This is a genomic window from Paracandidimonas soli, from assembly GCF_004342005.1.
Lineage (GTDB): Bacteria > Pseudomonadota > Gammaproteobacteria > Burkholderiales > Burkholderiaceae_B > Paracandidimonas > Paracandidimonas soli.
On record NZ_SMBX01000003.1, the window covers coordinates 164,749 to 183,363 of the forward strand.

The following is an 18,615-nucleotide window of genomic DNA, read 5'->3' on the forward strand; positions in this document are numbered from 1 at the left end:
ACGCAAATGGTTGAACTCACCATCGACGGTCTTACCGTAGAAGCTCCCGAAGGCAGCATGGTCATCCAGGCCGCGCACAAGCTGGGCGTCTACGTACCGCATTTCTGCTATCACAAGAAACTGTCCATCGCCGCCAACTGCCGCATGTGCCTGGTCGACGTCGAAAAGGCGCCCAAGGCCCTGCCGGCCTGCGCTACGCCTGTCACCAATGGCATGGTCGTGCACACGCGCTCCGAAAAAGCCGTGGCCGCGCAGAAAAGCGTCATGGAATTCCTGCTGATCAATCACCCGCTCGATTGTCCGGTCTGCGACCAGGGCGGCGAGTGCCAGCTGCAGGATCTGGCCGTGGGCTACGGCGGCAGCGAATCCCGCTACCACGAGCCCAAGCGCGTGGTGCCCAGCAAGAACATCGGGCCGCTGGTCGGCGCCGAGGAAATGCAGCGCTGCATCCACTGCACGCGCTGCGTGCGCTTCGGCCAGGAAATCGGCGGCATGATGGAAATGGGCATGCTGCATCGCGGCGAGCACTCCGAGATCACGACTTTCGTCGGCCGCGCCGTCGAGTCCGAGCTGTCGGGCAACATGATCGACATCTGTCCGGTGGGCGCGCTCACCTCCAAGCCGTTCCGCTTCTCGGCGCGAACCTGGGAACTGGCGCGCCGCCGTTCCGTCAGCCCGCACGACAGCGTCGGCGCGAACCTGGTGGTGCAGACCAAGAGCGAACGCGTCATGCGCGTCGTTCCCTTCGAGAACGAAGACGTCAACGAATGCTGGATCTCCGACCGCGACCGCTTCTCGTACACAGGCCTGTACTCGCCCGATCGCCTGACTCAGCCCATGATCAAGGGCGAAGACGGCACATGGCATGAAGTGGGCTGGAGCGATGCGTTGGAACTCATCGTGCGCGTCACCAACGAAATCCGCGAGCAGTTCGGCGCGGACCAGCTGGGCGCGATCGCCAGCCCGCTGGCCACGACGGAAGAGCTGGCGCTGCTGGGCCGCCTGATGCGCGCCCTGGGTTCCGAAAATGTCGATTTCCGTCTGCGCCAGACCGACGATTCCCTCGGCCAAGCCCTGGAAGGCGCGCCCTGGCTGGGCATGCCCATTGCCGAACTGAACGAGCTCGATCGCGTCCTGGTGGTCGGCTCCTTCCTGCGCAAGGATCACCCCCTGTTCACGCAGCGCCTGCGCCAGGCCGCCAAGAAGGGCACGCAGATCACGCTCATCGACTCCGCCGCGGACGATCATCTGCTGCCGGTCGCCGAGCGCATCACCGTCGCGCCTTCGGCAATGGCGAACATCGTGGCCGAAGTGCTGGTCGCGCTGGTGCAGCGCAACGAGCAGGCGGTGCCTGATGCCCTGGCTTCGGTGCAGCCTTCCGATGCGGCCCGCCGCATCGCCGAAAGCCTGGGCTCCGGCGAGCGCGTGGCCGTGCTGCTGGGCAATACCGCGGTCTCCATCGGCAACGCCAGCCAACTGGCCGCCAACGCATCGGCGCTGGCGCAGGCCGCCGGCGGCAAGTTCGGTTTCCTGACGGCCGGCGGCAATACCGTCGGCGGCTACCTGGCCGGCGCCACGCCGGGCGAGGGCGGCCGCACCGCCGAGCAGATGCTGCGCGATCCGCTCAAGGCCTATTTCGTCCTGCACGCCGAGCCGCTGCTGGACAGCGACAATGGCGCCAGGGCCGTCGAAACCCTGAAGGCCGCCGGCCTGGCCGTCGCCCTGACATCCTACCGCTCCGCGGCACAGGACTGGGCCGACGTCATGCTGCCGATCGCGCCGTTCACCGAGACATCCGGCACCTTCGTCAATGCCGAAGGCCGCGTGCAAAGCTTCAAGGGCACGGCCGCGCCGATGGGCGAAGCCCGTCCCGGCTGGAAGGTGCTGCGTGTGCTGGGCAATCTGTTCCAGCTGACCGGCTTCGACGAAGAAAGCTCCGAAACCGTGCGCGACACCGTGCTGTCCGGCGATATCGCAGCGCGCCTGTCCAACGGCATCAAGGGCGCCGTCGGCCTGACACCCGTGCAGGAAGGCGTCGAGCGCGTGACGGACGTTCCCATCTATCGTACCGACGCCATTGTGCGCCGCGCCGGCCCGTTGCAGGAAACCCCGGCCTCGCTGCCGCCGGTCGTGCGCGCTTCGTCGGCGCTGCTGGCGCAACTGGGCGTCCAGTCCGGCGACATGGTCCGCGTCCGCTCCGCGCAAGGCGCGGTCGAGCTGCCAGTGCAGCAGGACGATACCGTCGCCGCCGGCACGGCGCGTATTGCAGCCGGCTTTGCGCAAACCGCCCCGCTGGGGAGCGCATTTGGTCAACTTACGCTGGAGCGCATCTGATGGAATGGCTTGATGTACTCGAAAACTTCGGCACGGGCCTGATCGGCCCTACGGCATGGATGGTGGTCTGGACGATCCTGAAGATCGTGGTCATCGCCGTGCCCATCATCCTGTGCGTGGCATACCTCACGTACTGGGAGCGCAAGCTGATCGGCGCCATGCACATCCGCCTCGGCCCGAACCGCGTGGGCTTCCGCGGCCTGCTGCAGCCGTTTGCCGACGTGTTCAAGCTGCTGACCAAGGAAATCATCGTCCCGTCCAAGGCCAACCGCGTCCTGTACGTACTGGCGCCGGTCGTTACGCTGATGCCCGCGCTGGCCGCATGGGCCGTCATCCCGTTCGGTCCGGAAATGGTGCTGGCCAATGTCAACGCCGGCCTGCTCTATATCATGGCGATCACGTCCATCGGCGTGTACGGCATCATCGTGGCGGGCTGGGCGTCCAACTCCAAGTACGCCTTCCTGGGCGCGCTGCGCGCCGCCGCGCAGATGGTGTCCTACGAACTGGCCATCGGTTTCGTGTTCGTGACTGTGCTGCTGGTATCCGGAACGCTGAACATCAGCGGCATCGTGCTGGGCCAGGCCAACGGCTGGTTCGCCGACAAGGGCATCAATTTCATGTCCTGGAACTGGCTGCCGCTGCTGCCGCTGTTCGTTATCTACGTCATCTCCTCGGTGGCCGAAACCGCTCGCCACCCGTTCGACGTGGTCGAGGGCGAGTCGGAAATCGTGGCGGGGCACATGGTTGAGTATTCCGGCATGGGCTTCGCGCTGTTCTTCCTGGGCGAATACGCCAACATGATCCTGTTGTCGGCCATGGCGTCCATCATGTTCCTGGGCGGCTGGATGCCTCCCCTGGAAATCGCGCCCCTGACCTGGATCCCCGGCTGGCTGTGGCTCGGCATCAAGACCTTCGTTGTCGTGTCCATGTTCATCTGGTTCCGCGCCACGTTCCCGCGCTATCGCTACGACCAGATCATGCGTCTGGGCTGGAAGATTTTCATCCCCTTCACGGGTGTCTGGCTGTTGCTGGTGGCGATCTGGATCCAGACGCCCTGGAACATCTGGCAATAAGCTGAAAGAGGCAATCAAGATGGAAGCAATCAAAGATTTCTTCGGCAGCTTCATGCTGACTGAAATGCTCAAGGGCATGAAACTGACGGGCAAGTACCTGTTCAAGCGCAAGATCACGCTGCGCTACCCGCAGGAAAAGACGCCGGCCTCGCCACGTTTCCGCGGCCTGCACGCCCTGCGCCGCTATCCCAACGGGGAAGAGCGCTGCATCGCCTGCAAGCTGTGCGAAGCCGTCTGTCCCGCCATGGCGATCACGATCGAGTCCGAGCAGCGCGCAGACAACACGCGCCGCACCACGCGCTACGACATCGATCTGGCCAAGTGCATCTTCTGCGGCTTCTGCGAAGAAAGCTGCCCGGTGGACTCCATCGTGGAGACGCATCTGCACGAGTACCACGGCGAAAAGCGCGGCGACCTCTACTACACCAAGGACATGCTGCTTGCCATCGGCGACCGCTACGAAAGCGAAATCGCCCGCCGCCGCGAAGCAGATGCGCCTTACCGCTGAACCGGGGATAGACCAACATGATTTTCACTACCGTCCTGTTCTATCTGTTCGCGCTGATCCTCGTCGTGGCCGCGTTTCGCGTCATCACGGCGAGCAGCCCGGTCACAGGCGTGCTGCACCTGATCCTGGCGTTCTTCACCGCTTCCATGCTGTGGATGCTGCTGGGCGCCGAATTCCTGGCGCTGCTGCTGGTCATGGTCTACGTGGGCGCCGTCATGGTGCTGTTCCTGTTCGTCGTGATGATGCTCGACATCCGCATGGAACAGCTGCGCTCGGGCCTCAAGACCTATCTGCCGCTCGGCCTGGGCGTGGGCCTGGTCATGGTGCTGGAGATGTCGTTCGTGCTGGGCCGCACCTGGTTCGGCGCAGGCCCCGCGGCCCCGGTCGCCGATGACTACAACAATGCCAAGGATATCGGCATCGCCATGTATTCCGACTACATCCTGGCAGTGGAAGTCGGCGCGCTGATCCTGCTGGTGGGCATGGTGGCCGCCATCGCCCTGACCATGCGCAAGCGTTCCGACGTCAAGTACACCAATCCGTCGCAACAGGTGCGCGTCCGCGCCCAGGACCGTGTGCGCCTAGTCAGCATGCCTTCGCAGAAGGAAGAGCCGGCAGCCCCCGCCGCCGACGCGGCAGCCCAAGGAGACGCCAAATGACACTCACACTGGCCCATTACCTGATACTCGGCGCGATCCTGTTCGCCATCGGCGTGTTCGGCTTTTTCCTGAATCGCCGCAACCTGCTGGTTCTGCTGATGTCCGTCGAGCTGATCCTGCTGGCGGTCAACATGAACTTTGTCGCTTTCTCCACGTGGTTCGGCGATGTCGCCGGCCAGGTCTTCGTGTTTTTCATCCTGACGGTGGCCGCGGCCGAAGCGGCGATCGGTCTTGCGATTCTGGTGCTGCTGTTCCGCAATCTCAACACCATCAACGTCGAAAAACTTGACCACATGAAAGGCTGACGGGGCTGCACACAATGAATTCAACCAGTCTTTACCTTCTGATCGCACTGGCGCCGCTGGCGGGTGCGATCCTGGCCGGCCTGTTCGGAACCGGCTTCCTGGGCCGCCAGGTCGGGCGCAGGGCATCGCACCTGATCACGATCGCCGGCGTTGCCGTTTCCTTCGTGGGCTCGGTCATCGTCCTGTTCCAGGTGCTCGACGGCCATACCTTCGACGGGGCGGTCTACACCTGGTCGTACATCGGCACCACGCCGCTGCAGATCGGCTTCCTGATCGATTCGCTGTCGGCCATGATGATGGTCGTGGTCACCTCGGTGTCGCTGATGGTGCACATCTACACCATCGGCTACATGGCCGACGACCCCGGCTACCAGCGCTTCTTCGCGTACATCTCGCTGTTCACCTTCTCCATGCTGATGCTGGTCATGTCCAACAACATGCTGCAGCTGTTCTTCGGCTGGGAAGCGGTGGGCCTGGTGTCGTACCTGCTGATCGGCTTCTGGTACACGAAGCCCACGGCCATCTTCGCCAACATGAAGGCGTTCCTGATCAACCGCGTGGGCGATTTCGGCTTCGTGCTGGGCATCGGCCTGCTGTTCGCCTACACCGGCAGCATGCATTACGGCGAAGTCTTCGGCAAGGCCGAGGAACTGTCCACGATGAGCTTTCCCGGCACCGACTGGCAACTGCTGACGGTCGCCTGCATCTGCCTGTTCATCGGCGCGATGGGCAAGTCGGCGCAGGTTCCCCTGCACGCATGGCTGCCCGACTCCATGGAAGGCCCCACGCCCATCTCGGCGCTGATCCACGCGGCCACCATGGTGACGGCGGGCATCTTCATGGTCGCCCGTTTCTCGCCGGTATTCGAATACTCCGATACGGCGCTGTCCTTCATCATCGTCATCGGCGCCATCGGCGCGCTGTTCCTGGGCCTGCTGGGCATCATCCAGAACGACGTCAAGCGCGTCGTGGCGTACTCCACGCTGTCGCAACTGGGCTACATGACGGTCGCGCTGGGCGCTTCGGCATACTCGGCCGCCGTGTTCCACCTGATGACGCACGCCTTCTTCAAGGCGCTGCTGTTCCTGGGCGCGGGCTCGGTCATTATCGGCATGCATCACGAGCAGGACATCCGCAAAATGGGCGGCCTGCGCAAGTACATGCCCATTACCTGGATCACGTTCCTGCTGGGCACGCTGGCGCTGGTCGGCACGCCGTTCTTCGCCGGTTTCTATTCCAAGGAAAACATCATCGAAGCGGCGCATGCGGCCAACGTCTGGGGCGCGGGCTTCGCCTACTACGCCACGCTGATCGGCGTGTTCGTCACCTCTCTGTATTCGTTCCGCCTGTACTTTCTGGTCTTCCACGGCAAGGAGCGTTTCGATACGCACGGGCACGATGATCATCATCATGCCGCGCATGGCGACGACCATGGCGATCACGGCCACCATCACGGCGGCCCGCCCAAGGAATCTCCCTGGGTCGTCACGCTGCCGCTGGTGCTGCTGGCCATTCCGTCCGTCATCGTGGGCGCGTGGTTCATCGATCCCATGCTGTTCGGCGATTTCTTCAAGGGCGTCATCACGGTGCAGGACAAGCATCCGGCCATGGCCGAGCTTGCACACCACTGGACCGACTGGGTGGCTTATGCCCTGCATGGCTTTGTCACGGTGCCGTTCTGGCTGGTCGTGGCCGGTTTCGTGGTGGCCTGGTACTTCTACCTGGTCAAGCCCTCGATTCCCGCGGCCATCCAGCGCAAGCTTCCGCTGGTCTACAAGATCATGGAAAACAAGTACTACGCCGACTGGTTCAACGAGCAGGTCATTTCGCGCGGCGCCCGCTGCCTTGGCCACGGCCTGTGGCAGAAGGGTGACCGCAGCCTGATCGACGGACTTGTCGTCAATGGCAGCGCCCGTGTGGTCGGCTGGTTCTCGGCGCTGAGCCGTCACCTGCAGTCCGGCTACATCTACCACTACGCCTTTGCAATGATCATCGGCGTGATGGCGCTCCTTACCTTTTTCGTGCTGATGGTTTACTGATGGCAAGCGATATGGCGTCTTCTACTTTTCCCTGGCTTACGCTGTCGATCTTCGTACCGATCGTCGCAGGCCTCATCGTTCTGGCCCTGGGCAGCGACGAACGCGCGGGCTTCACGCGCAAACTGTCGCTGTTCGGCGCAATCCTCGGCTTCCTGGTGACGATTCCCCTGTACACGGGGTTCGACTCCACGACGGCCGCCATGCAGTTCGTGGAAAAGGTTTCCTGGATCGAAACCTTCGCCATCAACTACCATCTCGGCATCGACGGCATCTCGCTATGGTTCGTGCTGCTGACGGCCTTCATCACGGTCATCGTGGTGGTGGCGGGCTGGGAAGTCATTACGCAGCGCATCGCGCTGTACATGGGCTCCTTCCTGATCCTGTCCGGCCTGATGGTGGGCGTGTTCGCCGCCCTGGACGGCATGCTGTTCTATGTCTTCTTCGAGGCCACGCTGATCCCGATGTATCTCATCATCGGCGCCTGGGGCGGCCCGAACCGCGTGTATGCCGCGTTCAAGTTCTTCCTGTACACACTGATGGGTTCGCTGCTTACACTGGTGGCGTTCATCTACCTGTGGAATGCGGCCGGCGGCTCGTTCGACATCCTGGCATGGCACCAACTGCCCCTGGGCAAGACGCCGCAGATCCTGATCTTCCTGGCGCTGCTGGCCGCCTTCGCGGTCAAGGTGCCGATGTGGCCGGTGCACACCTGGCTGCCGGATGCGCACGTCGAGGCGCCCACCGGCGGTTCCGTGGTGCTGGCGGCCATCATGCTGAAGCTGGGCGCCTACGGCTTCCTGCGCTTCTCGCTGCCCATCGCGCCCGACGCCTCGCATTCCCTGGCCGGCATGATGATCGCGCTGTCGCTGGTCGCGGTCATCTACATCGGCCTGGTTGCCATCGTGCAGGACGACATGAAGAAGCTGGTGGCCTATTCGTCCGTGGCGCACATGGGCTTCGTCACCCTGGGCTTTTTCCTGTTCAACACCGCAGGCATGGAAGGCGCCATCGTGCAGATGGTGTCGCACGGTTTCGTGGCCGGCGCCATGTTCCTTTGTATCGGCGTGCTGTATGACCGCATGCATACGCGCCGCATCGCCGATTACGGCGGCGTGATCAATACCATGCCGCGCTTCGTCACGTTCTTCGTGCTGTTCTCCATGGCCAACAGCGGCCTGCCGGCGACCAGCGGTTTCGTCGGCGAGTTCAAGGTCATCATGGGAGCGGTCGAGTACAACTTCTGGATCGGCCTGCTGACCGCCACGGCCCTGATCCTGGGGGCATCCTACTCGCTGTGGATGCTCAAGCGCGTCGCCTTCGGCGATGTCACCAACGACAACGTCCGCGCCATGAAGGACGTCAATAGCCGCGAGTTCCTCATATTGGGGGTCATGGCTGTACTGGTGCTGTTCATGGGGATCTATCCCAAGCCCTTCACGGATGTCATGCACGTTTCGGTGCAGGCCCTGCTGCAACACGTGTCCATATCGAAACTGTAGGCCTCGACGACTATGCAAAACTCTTTCAACCTGGCATTGCTCGCCCCTGAAATCATCCTGGCGGTCGTGGCGCTGGCCGTGCTTATCATCGATGCTTCCGGCAAGTCGGAAACCCGCCGCCTGACCTTCGGCCTCAGCATTGCGACCTTGCTGCTGCTGACGGCGGTATCCGCCGTGCAGTGGAGCAACGGTGCGCAAGGCGAGGCATTCAGCGGCCTGTTCGTGACCGATTCCCTGTCGCACTTCCTGAAGATCCTGTCCTACATCGCAGTGGCCGTCACGCTGATCTACGGCCGCAGCTACGTCGAGCAGCGCGACATGGTCGCGCGCGGCGGCGAGTACTACACACTGGCGCTGCTGGCGCTGCTGGGCCAGATGGTGATGATTTCCGCAGGCAATCTGATCACCATCTACCTGGGCCTGGAGCTGATGTCGCTGGCGCTGTATGCCATGGTCGCGCTGCGCCGCGACGACGTGCAGGCGACCGAAGCCGCCATGAAATACTTTGTGCTGGGTTCGCTGGCATCCGGCGTGCTGCTGTACGGCATGTCCATGATCTATGGCGCAACGGGCGACCTGTCGCTGGAAGGCATTTCGCTGGCCATTTCCACGGGCAACCTCGAGCGCCTGCCGCTGGTGTTCGGCGTCGTGTTCATCGTGTCCGGCCTGGCGTTCAAGCTGGCCGCCGCGCCGTTCCACATGTGGGCGCCCGACGTCTACCAGGGCGCGCCGACTGCGGTCACGCTGGTCGTGGGCGCCGCGCCCAAGATCGCCGCCTTCGCGATCGCACTGCGCCTGCTGGTCGACGGCCTGCATGGCCTGGCCATGGATTGGCAGCCCATGCTGCTGGTGCTGGCCGTGGCGTCGCTTGTCATCGGCAATCTGGCCGCCATCGCGCAAAGCAACTTCAAGCGCATGCTGGCGTACTCAACCATCTCGCACATGGGCTTCGTGTTCCTGGGCATGATGGCGGGCGTGGTCGACGGCAGCACCGAAGGCGCTGGCACGGCCTATGGCGCATCGCTGTTCTACGTCATCATCTATGTGCTGACCACGCTGTCCACCTTCGGCCTGATCCTGTTGCTCAGCCGCAAGGGCTTCGAATGCGAGAACCTGACTGACCTGAAGGGACTGAACCGCCGCAATCCGGTGCTGGCCGGCATCCTGCTGCTGTCCATGTTCTCCCTGGCCGGCATTCCGCCGCTGGCTGGCTTCTATGCCAAGCTGGTGGTGCTGCAGGCGCTGATCAGCGCGGGCTATGTCTGGGTCGCCGTCGTGGCCGTGATCTTCTCGCTGATCGGCGCGTTCTATTACCTGCGCGTCGTCAAGATGGCGTATTTCGACGAGCCCGAAGGCGAAGCGATTCCCGGAGGCAGCGGCGCGCTGGCAAACGGCGTCATGTCGGTCAACGGCCTGTTGGTCATCGGCTTGGGCATCCTGCCCGGCGGCCTGATGGCGCTGTGTATCAGCGTCATCGAGAACTCGCTGTCGTTCTAAAGCCTTGAATCAGCTTACGGCAAACTGGATACTCATCGGTCTTTCGCTGGTTGCGGCAAACCTGCCGTTTCTGCTCGAGAGGCCCTTGCTGGTGCTGCCCTGGACAAAATCCGGAGGGAAGCAGCGCCCAGCGGCCCTGACGTGGCTGCTGTTCCTTGTGTTTTTCGCATTGGCCTATGGTTTGACCGAAGCGGCCCGCATCCTGATCGGACAGGCCGTATTCGCCGGCGGCGGCCCGCTGCAGGCGCTCCTGTTCCTGCTGCGCATCGTCGGCCTCTGCGCGGCTGCCTGGCTGCTGATGGCTTTTCCCGGCTGGTGGAAGGGGACTGAGCCGGCCACCAAGTCGTTCTTCGAGCGCCTGCTCGAAGTATTGACGCTCTACGCGCTGATCGGCGCGCTGGGCTTTGCTTTCGAAGCCTATCTTGGAAGCGTCTTTCCCCAGGGCTGGGAATTCTATGCCATCACGCTGAGCCTGTTCCTGGTGATGGGCTATCCCGGATTCGTCTACCGGTACATGTTGCGCAAGCACAAGAAGCGCAAGACGTCCGTGTAAGCGTCTTGGCCTGCTGCGATGTGTTGGAGCAGGCAGGCTCAGGCTTCAGCCATCGATCGTCAGCATATAGCCGCGTCCGCGATGGCTGTGGATGCGCGGCCCGCCCGGCAGCGCATCAGCGGATAGACGCAGCTTGCGCCTGAGATTGCTGATATGGGTGTCAAGGCGGCGCTGCTTGGGATCGGGCGTGGTGTCCAGCGATGCCGCAACCAGCATATCGCGGCTGACCAGGTTGCCGACATGACGCATCAGTATGGCCAGCAGATTGGTCTCGGTAGCCGTCAGCGAGCTCTGGGTTTCTCCGTTGCGGGCGATCAGGCGATGCATGTCCAGGCGCAGCGGTCCTGTGCGCAGCACCGAGGACAAGGCCGTGCGGTCGGCACGCTGGTCGACGTGTCGTCCGATCCATTGCCGTATGAGGTCTTTCTTGCCGGGCCATGGCAAGGCGGTGGCGGCGGGCATCAGCCATACGGGCAGCAAGGTCAGATCGGACTTCGGGCCCAGATACAGAGTGCTTGGAGGAGTTGACGAGGACTGTCTGCCATCCGGAACGGAGGACCAGTCCATCAGCAGGCCATGTTCCAGCACCAAAATATCCAGTGACGTGTATCTCAGATGCCACATCGCATCGGCTCCTTGCGAAGCCAGATGCAGGCTTGCGGGCGCAATCGAGGAAAACAGCGGGAGCAGCTCGGCCAGACTGCCTGCGCTTGCGGCCAGCAATATATTGATTAAAGACGGAGAAAAAGGCATTTCGACGTATTAGCAAGCGTCCGATTCTGCGGGAGTTCGTAGCGATATTACAACATGATTTTGAGAACTATTTCTCTTTTTACTCGAGATAACTAAAGAAGGCTTTAGAAATGTAAAGATGATTATAAATGAATAATAATAATTCTCATTGGCGCTATAGACTTCGGGGCAAGGAAGAGAGGCCCAGGAGAGGGGGCATTGATTTCCTTGGCCTTCAATCACACAGTTTTGAACCCGAGTCGAAAAGAGAATGAGCAATCGATTGCAACCTAATCGCCTGGCCGTCGCCCTGCAGTTGGCGCTGGCCGGCACTACCGTAGGGCTTCTGAGCGTAGCGCAGGCCCAACAGACAGGCGCCGCGAACACGCCTGTCACCTTGGGCAACATCGTCGTTTCTGCATCCGGTTTCGAGCAGGCGGTCGAGGATGCTCCCGCATCCATCACCGTGATCCCGCACGAGGAACTGGCCAAGCGCGCCTATCCCGACATTACCGAGGCCCTGAAGGACGTGCCCGGTGTCGTGGTGACCGGCGGCGGCAGCAGCAGCGACATCAGCATCCGGGGCATGGCTTCCGGCTACACCATGCTGCTGGTCGACGGCGTGCGCCAGAATTCGCGCGAAACCCGTCCCAACAGCGACGGCTCGGGCATTGAGCAGGGCTGGCTGCCTCCCATCGAGGCCATTGAGCGCATCGAGGTCATTCGCGGTCCGATGTCTTCGCTGTATGGTTCCGACGCCATGGGCGGGGTCATCAACATCATCACGCGCAAAGTGGCCAAGGAGTGGGGCGGTTCCGTGCGCATGGAAGGTACTCTGCAGGGGCACTCCCGCTCGGGCGATATCTATGGCGGCAACGTTTACCTGACCGGTCCGCTGGTGGACGACCTGCTGGGCATACAGATCTACGGCAATCTTTCCCGCCGCAACGAAGACAAGTTCGTCAATGGCTTCAACAAGCAGCAGACCGAGTCCGGTACGGTCAAGCTGTCGCTGACCCCGAACAAGGACCACGACATCACCCTGGAAGCCGGCCGCACGCTGCAGGAACGAACCTCCAATCCGGGCAAATCTATGGCGCTGGAATCATGCCGGGGCACCCGATGCACGCCCAACGAAATGTCGCAGTCCAAGTATTCGCGCAATGTCTATGCCCTGTCGCACAATGGCCGCTGGGGCAAGGCGACGTCGTACAGCTATGTGCAGCAGGAGCAGATCGACAACCCCGGCCGCAACATGTTCCTGAAGAACACCGAGGCGAACTCGCAGTGGACGCTGCCGCTGGGCAGCCATATTGTGACTGCGGGAGCTTCCTACAAGAAGGAAAGCCTGGAGGACATGGGCAACCAGCTCACGTCGCTTTCCAAGCTGGATCGCTATCAGTGGGCGCTCTACGTCGAGGACGAATGGAGCATGACCGACAGCTTTGCGCTGACGGGCGGCGTGCGCATGAACAAGGACGAGAACTACGGCACGCACTGGACGCCCCGCCTGTACGGCGTCTGGCATGCCACCGACAACTTCAGCATCAAGGGCGGTGTTTCCACGGGCTTCAAGGCGCCGTCGCTGCGCAGCGCCGTGGCGGACTGGGGCCAGATCACCGGCGGCGGCGGCGACCCAGCCATCATCCGAGGCAATCCCGACCTCAAGCCGGAGAAGAGCATCAGCCAGGAGCTCAGCTTCATCTGGGACAATCGCCAGGATCTGTCCGCCAGCCTGACGCTTTTCAATACGGACTTCAAGGACAAGATCACCGAAGTGCGGACTTGCATGGATAGCGGAAGCACGCCGCCCGGCTCGGCGATCGTCGACGAAAATTGCTCGATCAATGGCGTGCCGTTCAAGTTCATCAGCGACCGCCTGAACGTGGACAAGGCCAATATGCGCGGTATTGAAGCCACGCTGACATGGCAGCCGCACGAGGAAGTCCGCCTGGCGGCCAACTACACCTACACGCGCTCGGAGCAGAAGAGCGGCGACTTCAAGGGCCAACCGCTGAACAAAATGCCCAAGCATATGTTCAATACGACGGTGGACTGGATGCCGAACGAAGCGACCGATCTGTGGGCGCGCTGGAATTTCCGCGGCAAGAGCTCGGAATACTTGAGCCGTACTTCCATGGCTGAAGGCACGCCATCCTTCGCCTTCCTGGATGCCGGCGTACAGTACAAGCTGAATCGCAACCTGACAGTAGGATTTGCTGTGTACAACATCTTCGACAAGCAGGTGAACAGCGAGGATTTCGGCGCCGTCTATGATGGTCGTCGCTATTGGGCCAGCGCTACATACAGGTTCTGATCGCTGATCCTTCCTGTACAAGGTATGAAATGAGCCGGCTGAATGCCGGCTCATTGTTTTTCAAGAGCGCCTGGAGCAGCGTCAATCGGCAGCCGCGCCGTCGGCAATGGCCTTCAGGCAGGCGCAGGCGTCTCCCGTGACGATGCGCGCCGTGCAGGCCAGCATCAGATTCAGCGGCAGCCCGAAGTCTTCCACGGTATAGCCCTGGCTGTCGACATGGCGGCTTTCCTGCGCGTGCCAGCGCGCTCCCGTCTGGGCGAGCAGGTCGCGGTCCTGGTCCGTGTAGGCCCAGACTGGCTTTCCTTTCGCATGCGCGTAACCCATTTCGAATACGGTGCCCGAGTCCGGCTCGTGGCCGCGAAAATGGTTGGCGTTGGCCATGACCAGGTCGCAATTGTCGATCAACTGCAGGTTGGCGCGGCAGATCCACTGCGCCAGCGCCGCCCCCGACAGATGGGATGGGGCGGCATTATCCAGAGGAAACAGCCCTTCGTGGCCGAAGCTGGCGCAAAGCTGCTTCAGATGATCGCCATGGGCGGTGGCGTCCGGACGGAATACGTCGAAACCGGCGAGGTAGATGCGCATGATGTGTGTCAGTTAAACGTCAGTCGGGTGTCAGTTAGTTGTCAGTTTGCAACGATTAATGCGACTGGATCGCATTTTCATCATCAGTCATATGATTTCGATTGCAATAGAAAATGAGAATAGATATCGTTATTGCTATCTTGTAACGGGGGGAAACAGTTATGTTTGCAGCGGTCGTTTACAAGCTACGAGTTTTGTCATCCATCTATCTAGGGTAAAGGCCAATGGCTAGGATAAAGAACAATTCTACTTTCAGAATCAATAGATTGACCGTCTTTGTGAGCAGCGCCTTCGCGGTAGGGGCGATGGGAAGCGCTTCCGCCCAGGAAGCCGCGGGACGTGTGACTTCTCTTGATACCGTAGTCGTGACGGCTGCAGGTTTCGCCCAGGACATCAAAGAAGCGCCGGCTTCGATTTCGGTCATTACCCGTGAGGAATTGCAGGAGCGTCCCGTTTCGTCGATCGCCGAGGCTTTGCGCGATGTCGAAGGTATCGATGTCACCGATGGCACGGACAAGAGCGGCAGCCTGAATATCCAGATGCGCGGCATGGGGGCGGACTATACCCTGATCCTGGTCGACGGCCGCAGGCAGAACAGCGTGGGCAATATCCAGCCCAACAGCTTCGAGCGTACAGAAAACAACTTCCTTCCGCCGATCAGTGCGATCGAGCGTATCGAAGTCATTCGCGGCCCGATGTCGACCCTGTATGGCGCCGACGCCATGGGCGGGGTGGTCAACATCATTACCCGAAAAGTGGGTAACGAATGGCGCGGTGCTGTGAATCTGGGTACGACGATCAATCTGGATTCGCAATACGGCAATAATACGTCCGGTGATTTCTATATCGACGGCCCGCTCAAGGAAGGCCTGCTCGGCATGTCCATTCGCGGCGCGTACATCAACAACCAGGAAAACGATGTCACGTACACGAATGATCTGGGTGAGGAAGTCACGCCCACATTCAGCGGCAACAAGGTTCCCAATCGCCGCTATGATGCCGGCGTGCGTTTTGCCCTGACGCCGAACAAAAACCACGACATCATCCTGGAAGGTACCTGGGGGCGCCAGAAATACGACAACTCATGGTGCGCGCCGAATACGACCCCGATCGGCCGCTGCGGTCCGATGGGGCGCTGGAATGGCGGTTATTCCAAGGATGCGTTGCGTTTCAATCGCGACTCCTACACGATCGCGCATACTGGACGATTCGATTTCGGGACGTGGGACAGCAGCTTCATGCACAACACGACGGAAACCGTCGGGCGCTTGATTCCCGAGGTTCTGCCTGTCGAGCACAGGCCGCCAGGAACGGGTCCGAACGATCCGCGCGAACTGAAGATGCGCAACCTGGTCTTTGACACGAAGCTGGTCACGCCGCTGGGCACGGACAGCCATCTGTTCACGCTGGGCGGGCAATGGTGGTCCGCCAAAATGACCGACACCCTGGTCGGCTCGCCGATGACGCACAGGCAATGGTCGCTGTTCGCCGAAGACGAGTGGTCGATCCAGGACGATCTGATGCTGACCCTGGGCGCACGCTATGACCGCCATAATCGCTATGGCGGCCATTTCAGCCCGCGCGCTTATATCGTGTGGAATACAACGCCCAACTGGACCATCAAGGGTGGCGTCAGCAAAGGCTACAAAGCGCCCAAGGTCAATGAAATGGTGCCTGGCATCCAGAATGTGGGCGGTCAGGGAACCATACCGATCATCGGTGGCAACCCGGACATGAAGCCGGAAACCAGTCTCTCCTCCGAAATCGGCGTGCACTATGACAATTTGAGAAACTTCAACGCCAGCGCCACGATTTTCAATACTGACTTCAAGGACAAACTGGAATCAGAAAGCGTATGGAATTGCCGGTACAGCGGCCGTACGCCGGGCGAGGATTGCGTCGATATCGGCGAGTGGCTGGACGAGAACGGCAATGAACGCGATACGTTCAGCCGCAGGACGAATCTGTCCAAGGCTGTGACTCGCGGCCTGGAACTGAATGCGCGCTACCTCATCAATAGCGACTGGGAGTGGTCGGGCAACTATACCTACACGTATAGCAAGATCAAGCATCCCGGCTCCAGCGATGACGGCAAGCCGCTGACTTCTACGCCCAAGCACATGGTCAATACCAAATTGACATGGCATGCAACGGACGATCTCAGCCTGTGGGCGCGCGGCGAGTATCGCGGCAAGCGCTATCGCGACACGCAAGCAGATGGCACCGAGCGTTATTACAAGCCTCTGACCCTGGCGCACATCGGCGGTACTTATCGCGTCAATAAGGCGGTGGCGCTGAATTTCGCCATGTACAACGTATTCGACAAGAATACGGTCGAGTACGTCAATGAAGGAACCGCTGCGCGTCCCGCCTACAACAATCAGTACAGGATGGTCGAGCAAGGCCGCCGTGTGTGGCTCTCCACGAATATCCAGTTCTGACATCGACGTCCATCGCGCTTGAGAGCGCGTGGAGATCGAAGATAGGGTGAATGTTGATGCATTGATCACTATCCTCATAGATAAATGCGGCATGTCCCGTTCCCGGACATGCCGCATTTTTTCTTCTCATATGTCAGTCCTTCGTCAGCCAACTGATGCATCATCGCTCTCTTTGTGAATGGGACACATTCCTGTTCTGTATCGCTGTTATCGGGAGAGAGGTATGTCGGCTGGGAAATATGGTTTGCGTCGCAACTACGGGGCATTCGCCATCGGCGCGGCTGCGGCGCTGTTCGTGGCGGCGCCAGCGCCTTCACTGGTGCAACAATCCGCGGCGCAGGCACATGGCGCGGATGTGACGAATGTCGTCGTCGAGCCCGGCCTGTTCGAGCTGGCCCAGGTCGGCGGCAAGGTTTACGTGACCTCGGCGGGCGCGGATCGGCGCGATGGCAAGCCGGGGCATGTCCTGGTCCTGGATGCAGGCACGCTGGCGGTCGAGCAGCGTATCGAATCTCCGGAAAAACCGTTTGCGCTGGTCGTCAATCGCACTACCGGCAAGCTTTACGTCGGCCATACCATGAGCCGCAGCGTCAGCGTATACGACCTGGCGACATTGCAGCGCACGGGATTGATTGCATTGCAGGGCGAAAACAAGGAAGGCAAGCCGTTCCGCGGGCGCCAACTGTTGGTGGATGAAGGCACGGATACGCTCTACGTCGGCAGCCCCGCGGAGGATGGCCCGGTCTGGGTGATCGATGGGGCAACGGCCACGATTCGCGCGCGGATCGATGGCGTTGGCGGTCCGGGGCTGGCATTCGACCCGGAGCGCCAGCGTCTCTATACCAGCGGCAAGGGGTTCTTCAGCGTCATCGACACCGGCTCCAATCGCCTAGTCCGCCGCCATGCCGTCACAGACAAGCAAGACCGGTTCCTGGTGAACATCGAAGTCGATCCTGCGCAGCAGCGCCTGCTTGCCACGGAAAGCAAGCACGGAGAGGTACTGGTGCTGGATCCGGATAGCGGCAATATCCGCAAAATCATTCCTACGGGCAAAGGTGCGCTGGCGATTCGCCGCAATGCCGACGGCAGCGCGTTCTTTGTCACCAATCGGGGCGAGGGCACTCTGTCGATCATTGATGGCGCAAGCCTGACCGTGCGCCAGACAGTACCCGTGTCGTCATATCCGAACAGCATCGCCTACGGAGCCGATGCATCCAAAATCCTGATCAGCATCAAGCAGCCGAGAGATGCTTCGGTGGCCGGCTACCGCGAAGACCGCAAGGAAAGCGTGGCGCGCATCCGATTCTGATATAGATCATGCAATCCGGCTTTTCCTGCATTGCAGGCATAGGCATTGGTTGTCCGCGAGCCATCCTGGAGTAAGCTGCCAACGTTACGGAGCTTATTTGCGGCTGCTGGCAGCCGCATGCCGGAGAAGCGGATATGTATTATGGCGAGCGTTTCAATGCCTGGACGCACCTGGTTGGCGCGGTGCTGGCGGTGGCCGGGGTGTCCTGGCTGCTGGTGGTTGCCGGGCTGACTGGCGATCCCTGGCGCATCACCAGCGCGGCGGTCTATGGCGCCACGCTGATCCTGCTCTACCTCATCTCCATGCTCTATCACAGCGTACGGGGACGCGCCAAGAACGTGTTCCGCAAGCTGGATCACTTCTCCATCTACCTGTTGATCGCCGGCAGCTATACGCCGTTCTGCCTGGTCACGCTGCGCGGCCCCTGGGGATGGAGCCTGTTCGGTGTGGTGTGGGGGCTGGCGCTGATCGGCATCCTGCAGGACATACGGCCCCGATCCCCCGCGCGCGTGCTCTCGCTTGCGATCTACGCCACCATGGGCTGGGTGGTGCTGCTGGCGCTCAGCCCGCTGGTAGCCCGGCTGGGCGCGGCGGGATTCGCCTGGCTGGCGGCGGGCGGGGCGGTCTATACCGCAGGGATCGTGTTCTTCGTGTTCGACGAGCGCTTCCGCCACTGGCACGGCATCTGGCATCTGTTCGTGCTGGCGGGCAGCGCGGCGCACTTTCTGGCGATTGCGCGCTATGTCGTGATGTGACGGGAAGAG

General features: G+C 61.3%; 15 protein-coding genes. 13 read left to right on the forward strand and 2 right to left on the reverse strand.

Annotated features, from left to right (window positions below):
* Window positions 1-6 precede the first annotated feature (6 nt).
* Genes nuoG through EV686_RS19110 form a run of 9 tightly spaced genes read left to right on the forward strand, consistent with a single transcriptional unit; the run spans window position 7 to window position 10,467 of the window.
* Window positions 7-2,334 carry an NADH-quinone oxidoreductase subunit NuoG gene (nuoG, locus tag EV686_RS07825; protein WP_132475248.1) on the forward strand — a complete coding sequence of 776 codons (2,328 nt, stop codon included), beginning with the start codon at window positions 7-9 and terminating at the stop codon, window positions 2,332-2,334.
* Window positions 2,334-3,407: an NADH-quinone oxidoreductase subunit NuoH gene (gene nuoH / locus EV686_RS07830; RefSeq protein WP_132475251.1), complete on the forward strand. Its 1,074-nt coding sequence runs from the start codon at window positions 2,334-2,336 to the stop codon at window positions 3,405-3,407. Before nuoG ends, nuoH begins: the two co-directional genes overlap by 1 nt.
* A gap of 19 nt (window positions 3,408-3,426) precedes the next feature.
* A complete protein-coding gene (nuoI, locus tag EV686_RS07835; RefSeq protein ID WP_132475254.1) occupies window positions 3,427-3,915 on the forward strand; it encodes an NADH-quinone oxidoreductase subunit NuoI in 489 nt (162 codons plus the stop codon).
* Window positions 3,916-3,932: 17 nt separating this feature from the next.
* Window positions 3,933-4,574: an NADH-quinone oxidoreductase subunit J gene (locus tag EV686_RS07840; protein ID WP_132475257.1), complete on the forward strand. Its 642-nt coding sequence runs from the start codon at window positions 3,933-3,935 to the stop codon at window positions 4,572-4,574.
* Window positions 4,571-4,879, forward strand: a complete 309-nt coding sequence (gene nuoK / locus EV686_RS07845) for an NADH-quinone oxidoreductase subunit NuoK (protein WP_132475260.1) — start codon at window positions 4,571-4,573, stop codon at window positions 4,877-4,879. Before EV686_RS07840 ends, nuoK begins: the two co-directional genes overlap by 4 nt.
* 14 nt (window positions 4,880-4,893) lie before the next feature.
* Window positions 4,894-6,918, forward strand: coding sequence for an NADH-quinone oxidoreductase subunit L (gene nuoL / locus EV686_RS07850; protein WP_132475264.1), 2,025 nt, complete (start codon window positions 4,894-4,896; stop codon window positions 6,916-6,918).
* Entirely contained in the window at window positions 6,915-8,417 is a 1,503-nt protein-coding gene (locus tag EV686_RS07855) for an NADH-quinone oxidoreductase subunit M (RefSeq protein ID WP_207901725.1), read from the forward strand. The genes nuoL and EV686_RS07855 overlap by 4 nt, the downstream gene beginning before the upstream one ends.
* 12 nt (window positions 8,418-8,429) lie before the next feature.
* Window positions 8,430-9,914, forward strand: coding sequence for an NADH-quinone oxidoreductase subunit NuoN (gene nuoN, locus EV686_RS07860; RefSeq protein WP_132475270.1), 1,485 nt, complete (start codon window positions 8,430-8,432; stop codon window positions 9,912-9,914).
* Between the two features lie 4 nt (window positions 9,915-9,918).
* Window positions 9,919-10,467: a DUF2818 family protein gene (locus EV686_RS19110; protein ID WP_132475273.1), complete on the forward strand. Its 549-nt coding sequence runs from the start codon at window positions 9,919-9,921 to the stop codon at window positions 10,465-10,467.
* A gap of 45 nt (window positions 10,468-10,512) precedes the next feature.
* Here the strand turns inward: EV686_RS19110 and EV686_RS07870 are convergent, their stop codons facing one another.
* Complete coding sequence (locus EV686_RS07870) at window positions 10,513-11,091, reverse strand: winged helix-turn-helix domain-containing protein (RefSeq protein ID WP_165972541.1); 579 nt, start codon at window positions 11,089-11,091, stop codon at window positions 10,513-10,515.
* 379 nt (window positions 11,092-11,470) lie between these two features.
* Here EV686_RS07870 and EV686_RS07875 point away from each other — a divergent pair, with 379 nt between their 5' ends.
* Complete coding sequence (locus EV686_RS07875; RefSeq protein ID WP_132475279.1) at window positions 11,471-13,516, forward strand: ligand-gated channel protein; 2,046 nt, start codon at window positions 11,471-11,473, stop codon at window positions 13,514-13,516.
* Window positions 13,517-13,597: 81 nt separating this feature from the next.
* On the opposite strand, the gene EV686_RS07880 is transcribed toward EV686_RS07875, so the two are convergent.
* Window positions 13,598-14,104 carry a nucleoside 2-deoxyribosyltransferase gene (locus EV686_RS07880; protein WP_132475282.1) on the reverse strand — a complete coding sequence of 169 codons (507 nt, stop codon included), beginning with the start codon at window positions 14,102-14,104 and terminating at the stop codon, window positions 13,598-13,600.
* A gap of 275 nt (window positions 14,105-14,379) precedes the next feature.
* On the opposite strand from EV686_RS07880, the gene EV686_RS07885 reads away from it, so the two are divergent.
* The 3 genes from EV686_RS07885 to trhA all read left to right on the forward strand — a co-directional run bounded on the left by EV686_RS07885 (window position 14,380) and on the right by trhA (window position 18,606).
* Window positions 14,380-16,542: a TonB-dependent receptor domain-containing protein gene (locus tag EV686_RS07885; RefSeq protein ID WP_243650793.1), complete on the forward strand. Its 2,163-nt coding sequence runs from the start codon at window positions 14,380-14,382 to the stop codon at window positions 16,540-16,542.
* A gap of 223 nt (window positions 16,543-16,765) precedes the next feature.
* Complete coding sequence (locus tag EV686_RS07890) at window positions 16,766-17,851, forward strand: YncE family protein (RefSeq protein ID WP_165972542.1); 1,086 nt, start codon at window positions 16,766-16,768, stop codon at window positions 17,849-17,851.
* Window positions 17,852-17,985: 134 nt separating this feature from the next.
* Window positions 17,986-18,606 carry a PAQR family membrane homeostasis protein TrhA gene (gene trhA / locus EV686_RS07895; protein ID WP_132475289.1) on the forward strand — a complete coding sequence of 207 codons (621 nt, stop codon included), beginning with the start codon at window positions 17,986-17,988 and terminating at the stop codon, window positions 18,604-18,606.
* Window positions 18,607-18,615: the final 9 nt, after the last annotated feature.

Coding starts and splice junctions, on each gene's coding strand:
- EV686_RS07890 (WP_165972542.1), top strand. CDS start 16,766: ATGTCGGCTGGGAAATATGGTTTGCGTCGCAACTACGGGGCATTCGCC.
- trhA (WP_132475289.1), top strand. CDS start 17,986: ATGTATTATGGCGAGCGTTTCAATGCCTGGACGCACCTGGTTGGCGCG.
- nuoN (WP_132475270.1), top strand. CDS start 8,430: ATGCAAAACTCTTTCAACCTGGCATTGCTCGCCCCTGAAATCATCCTG.
- EV686_RS07840 (WP_132475257.1), top strand. CDS start 3,933: ATGATTTTCACTACCGTCCTGTTCTATCTGTTCGCGCTGATCCTCGTC.
- EV686_RS07870 (WP_165972541.1), bottom strand. CDS start 11,091: ATGTGGCATCTGAGATACACGTCACTGGATATTTTGGTGCTGGAACAT.
- nuoG (WP_132475248.1), top strand. CDS start 7: ATGGTTGAACTCACCATCGACGGTCTTACCGTAGAAGCTCCCGAAGGC.
- nuoK (WP_132475260.1), top strand. CDS start 4,571: ATGACACTCACACTGGCCCATTACCTGATACTCGGCGCGATCCTGTTC.
- EV686_RS07875 (WP_132475279.1), top strand. CDS start 11,471: ATGAGCAATCGATTGCAACCTAATCGCCTGGCCGTCGCCCTGCAGTTG.
- nuoI (WP_132475254.1), top strand. CDS start 3,427: ATGGAAGCAATCAAAGATTTCTTCGGCAGCTTCATGCTGACTGAAATG.
- nuoH (WP_132475251.1), top strand. CDS start 2,334: ATGGAATGGCTTGATGTACTCGAAAACTTCGGCACGGGCCTGATCGGC.
- nuoL (WP_132475264.1), top strand. CDS start 4,894: ATGAATTCAACCAGTCTTTACCTTCTGATCGCACTGGCGCCGCTGGCG.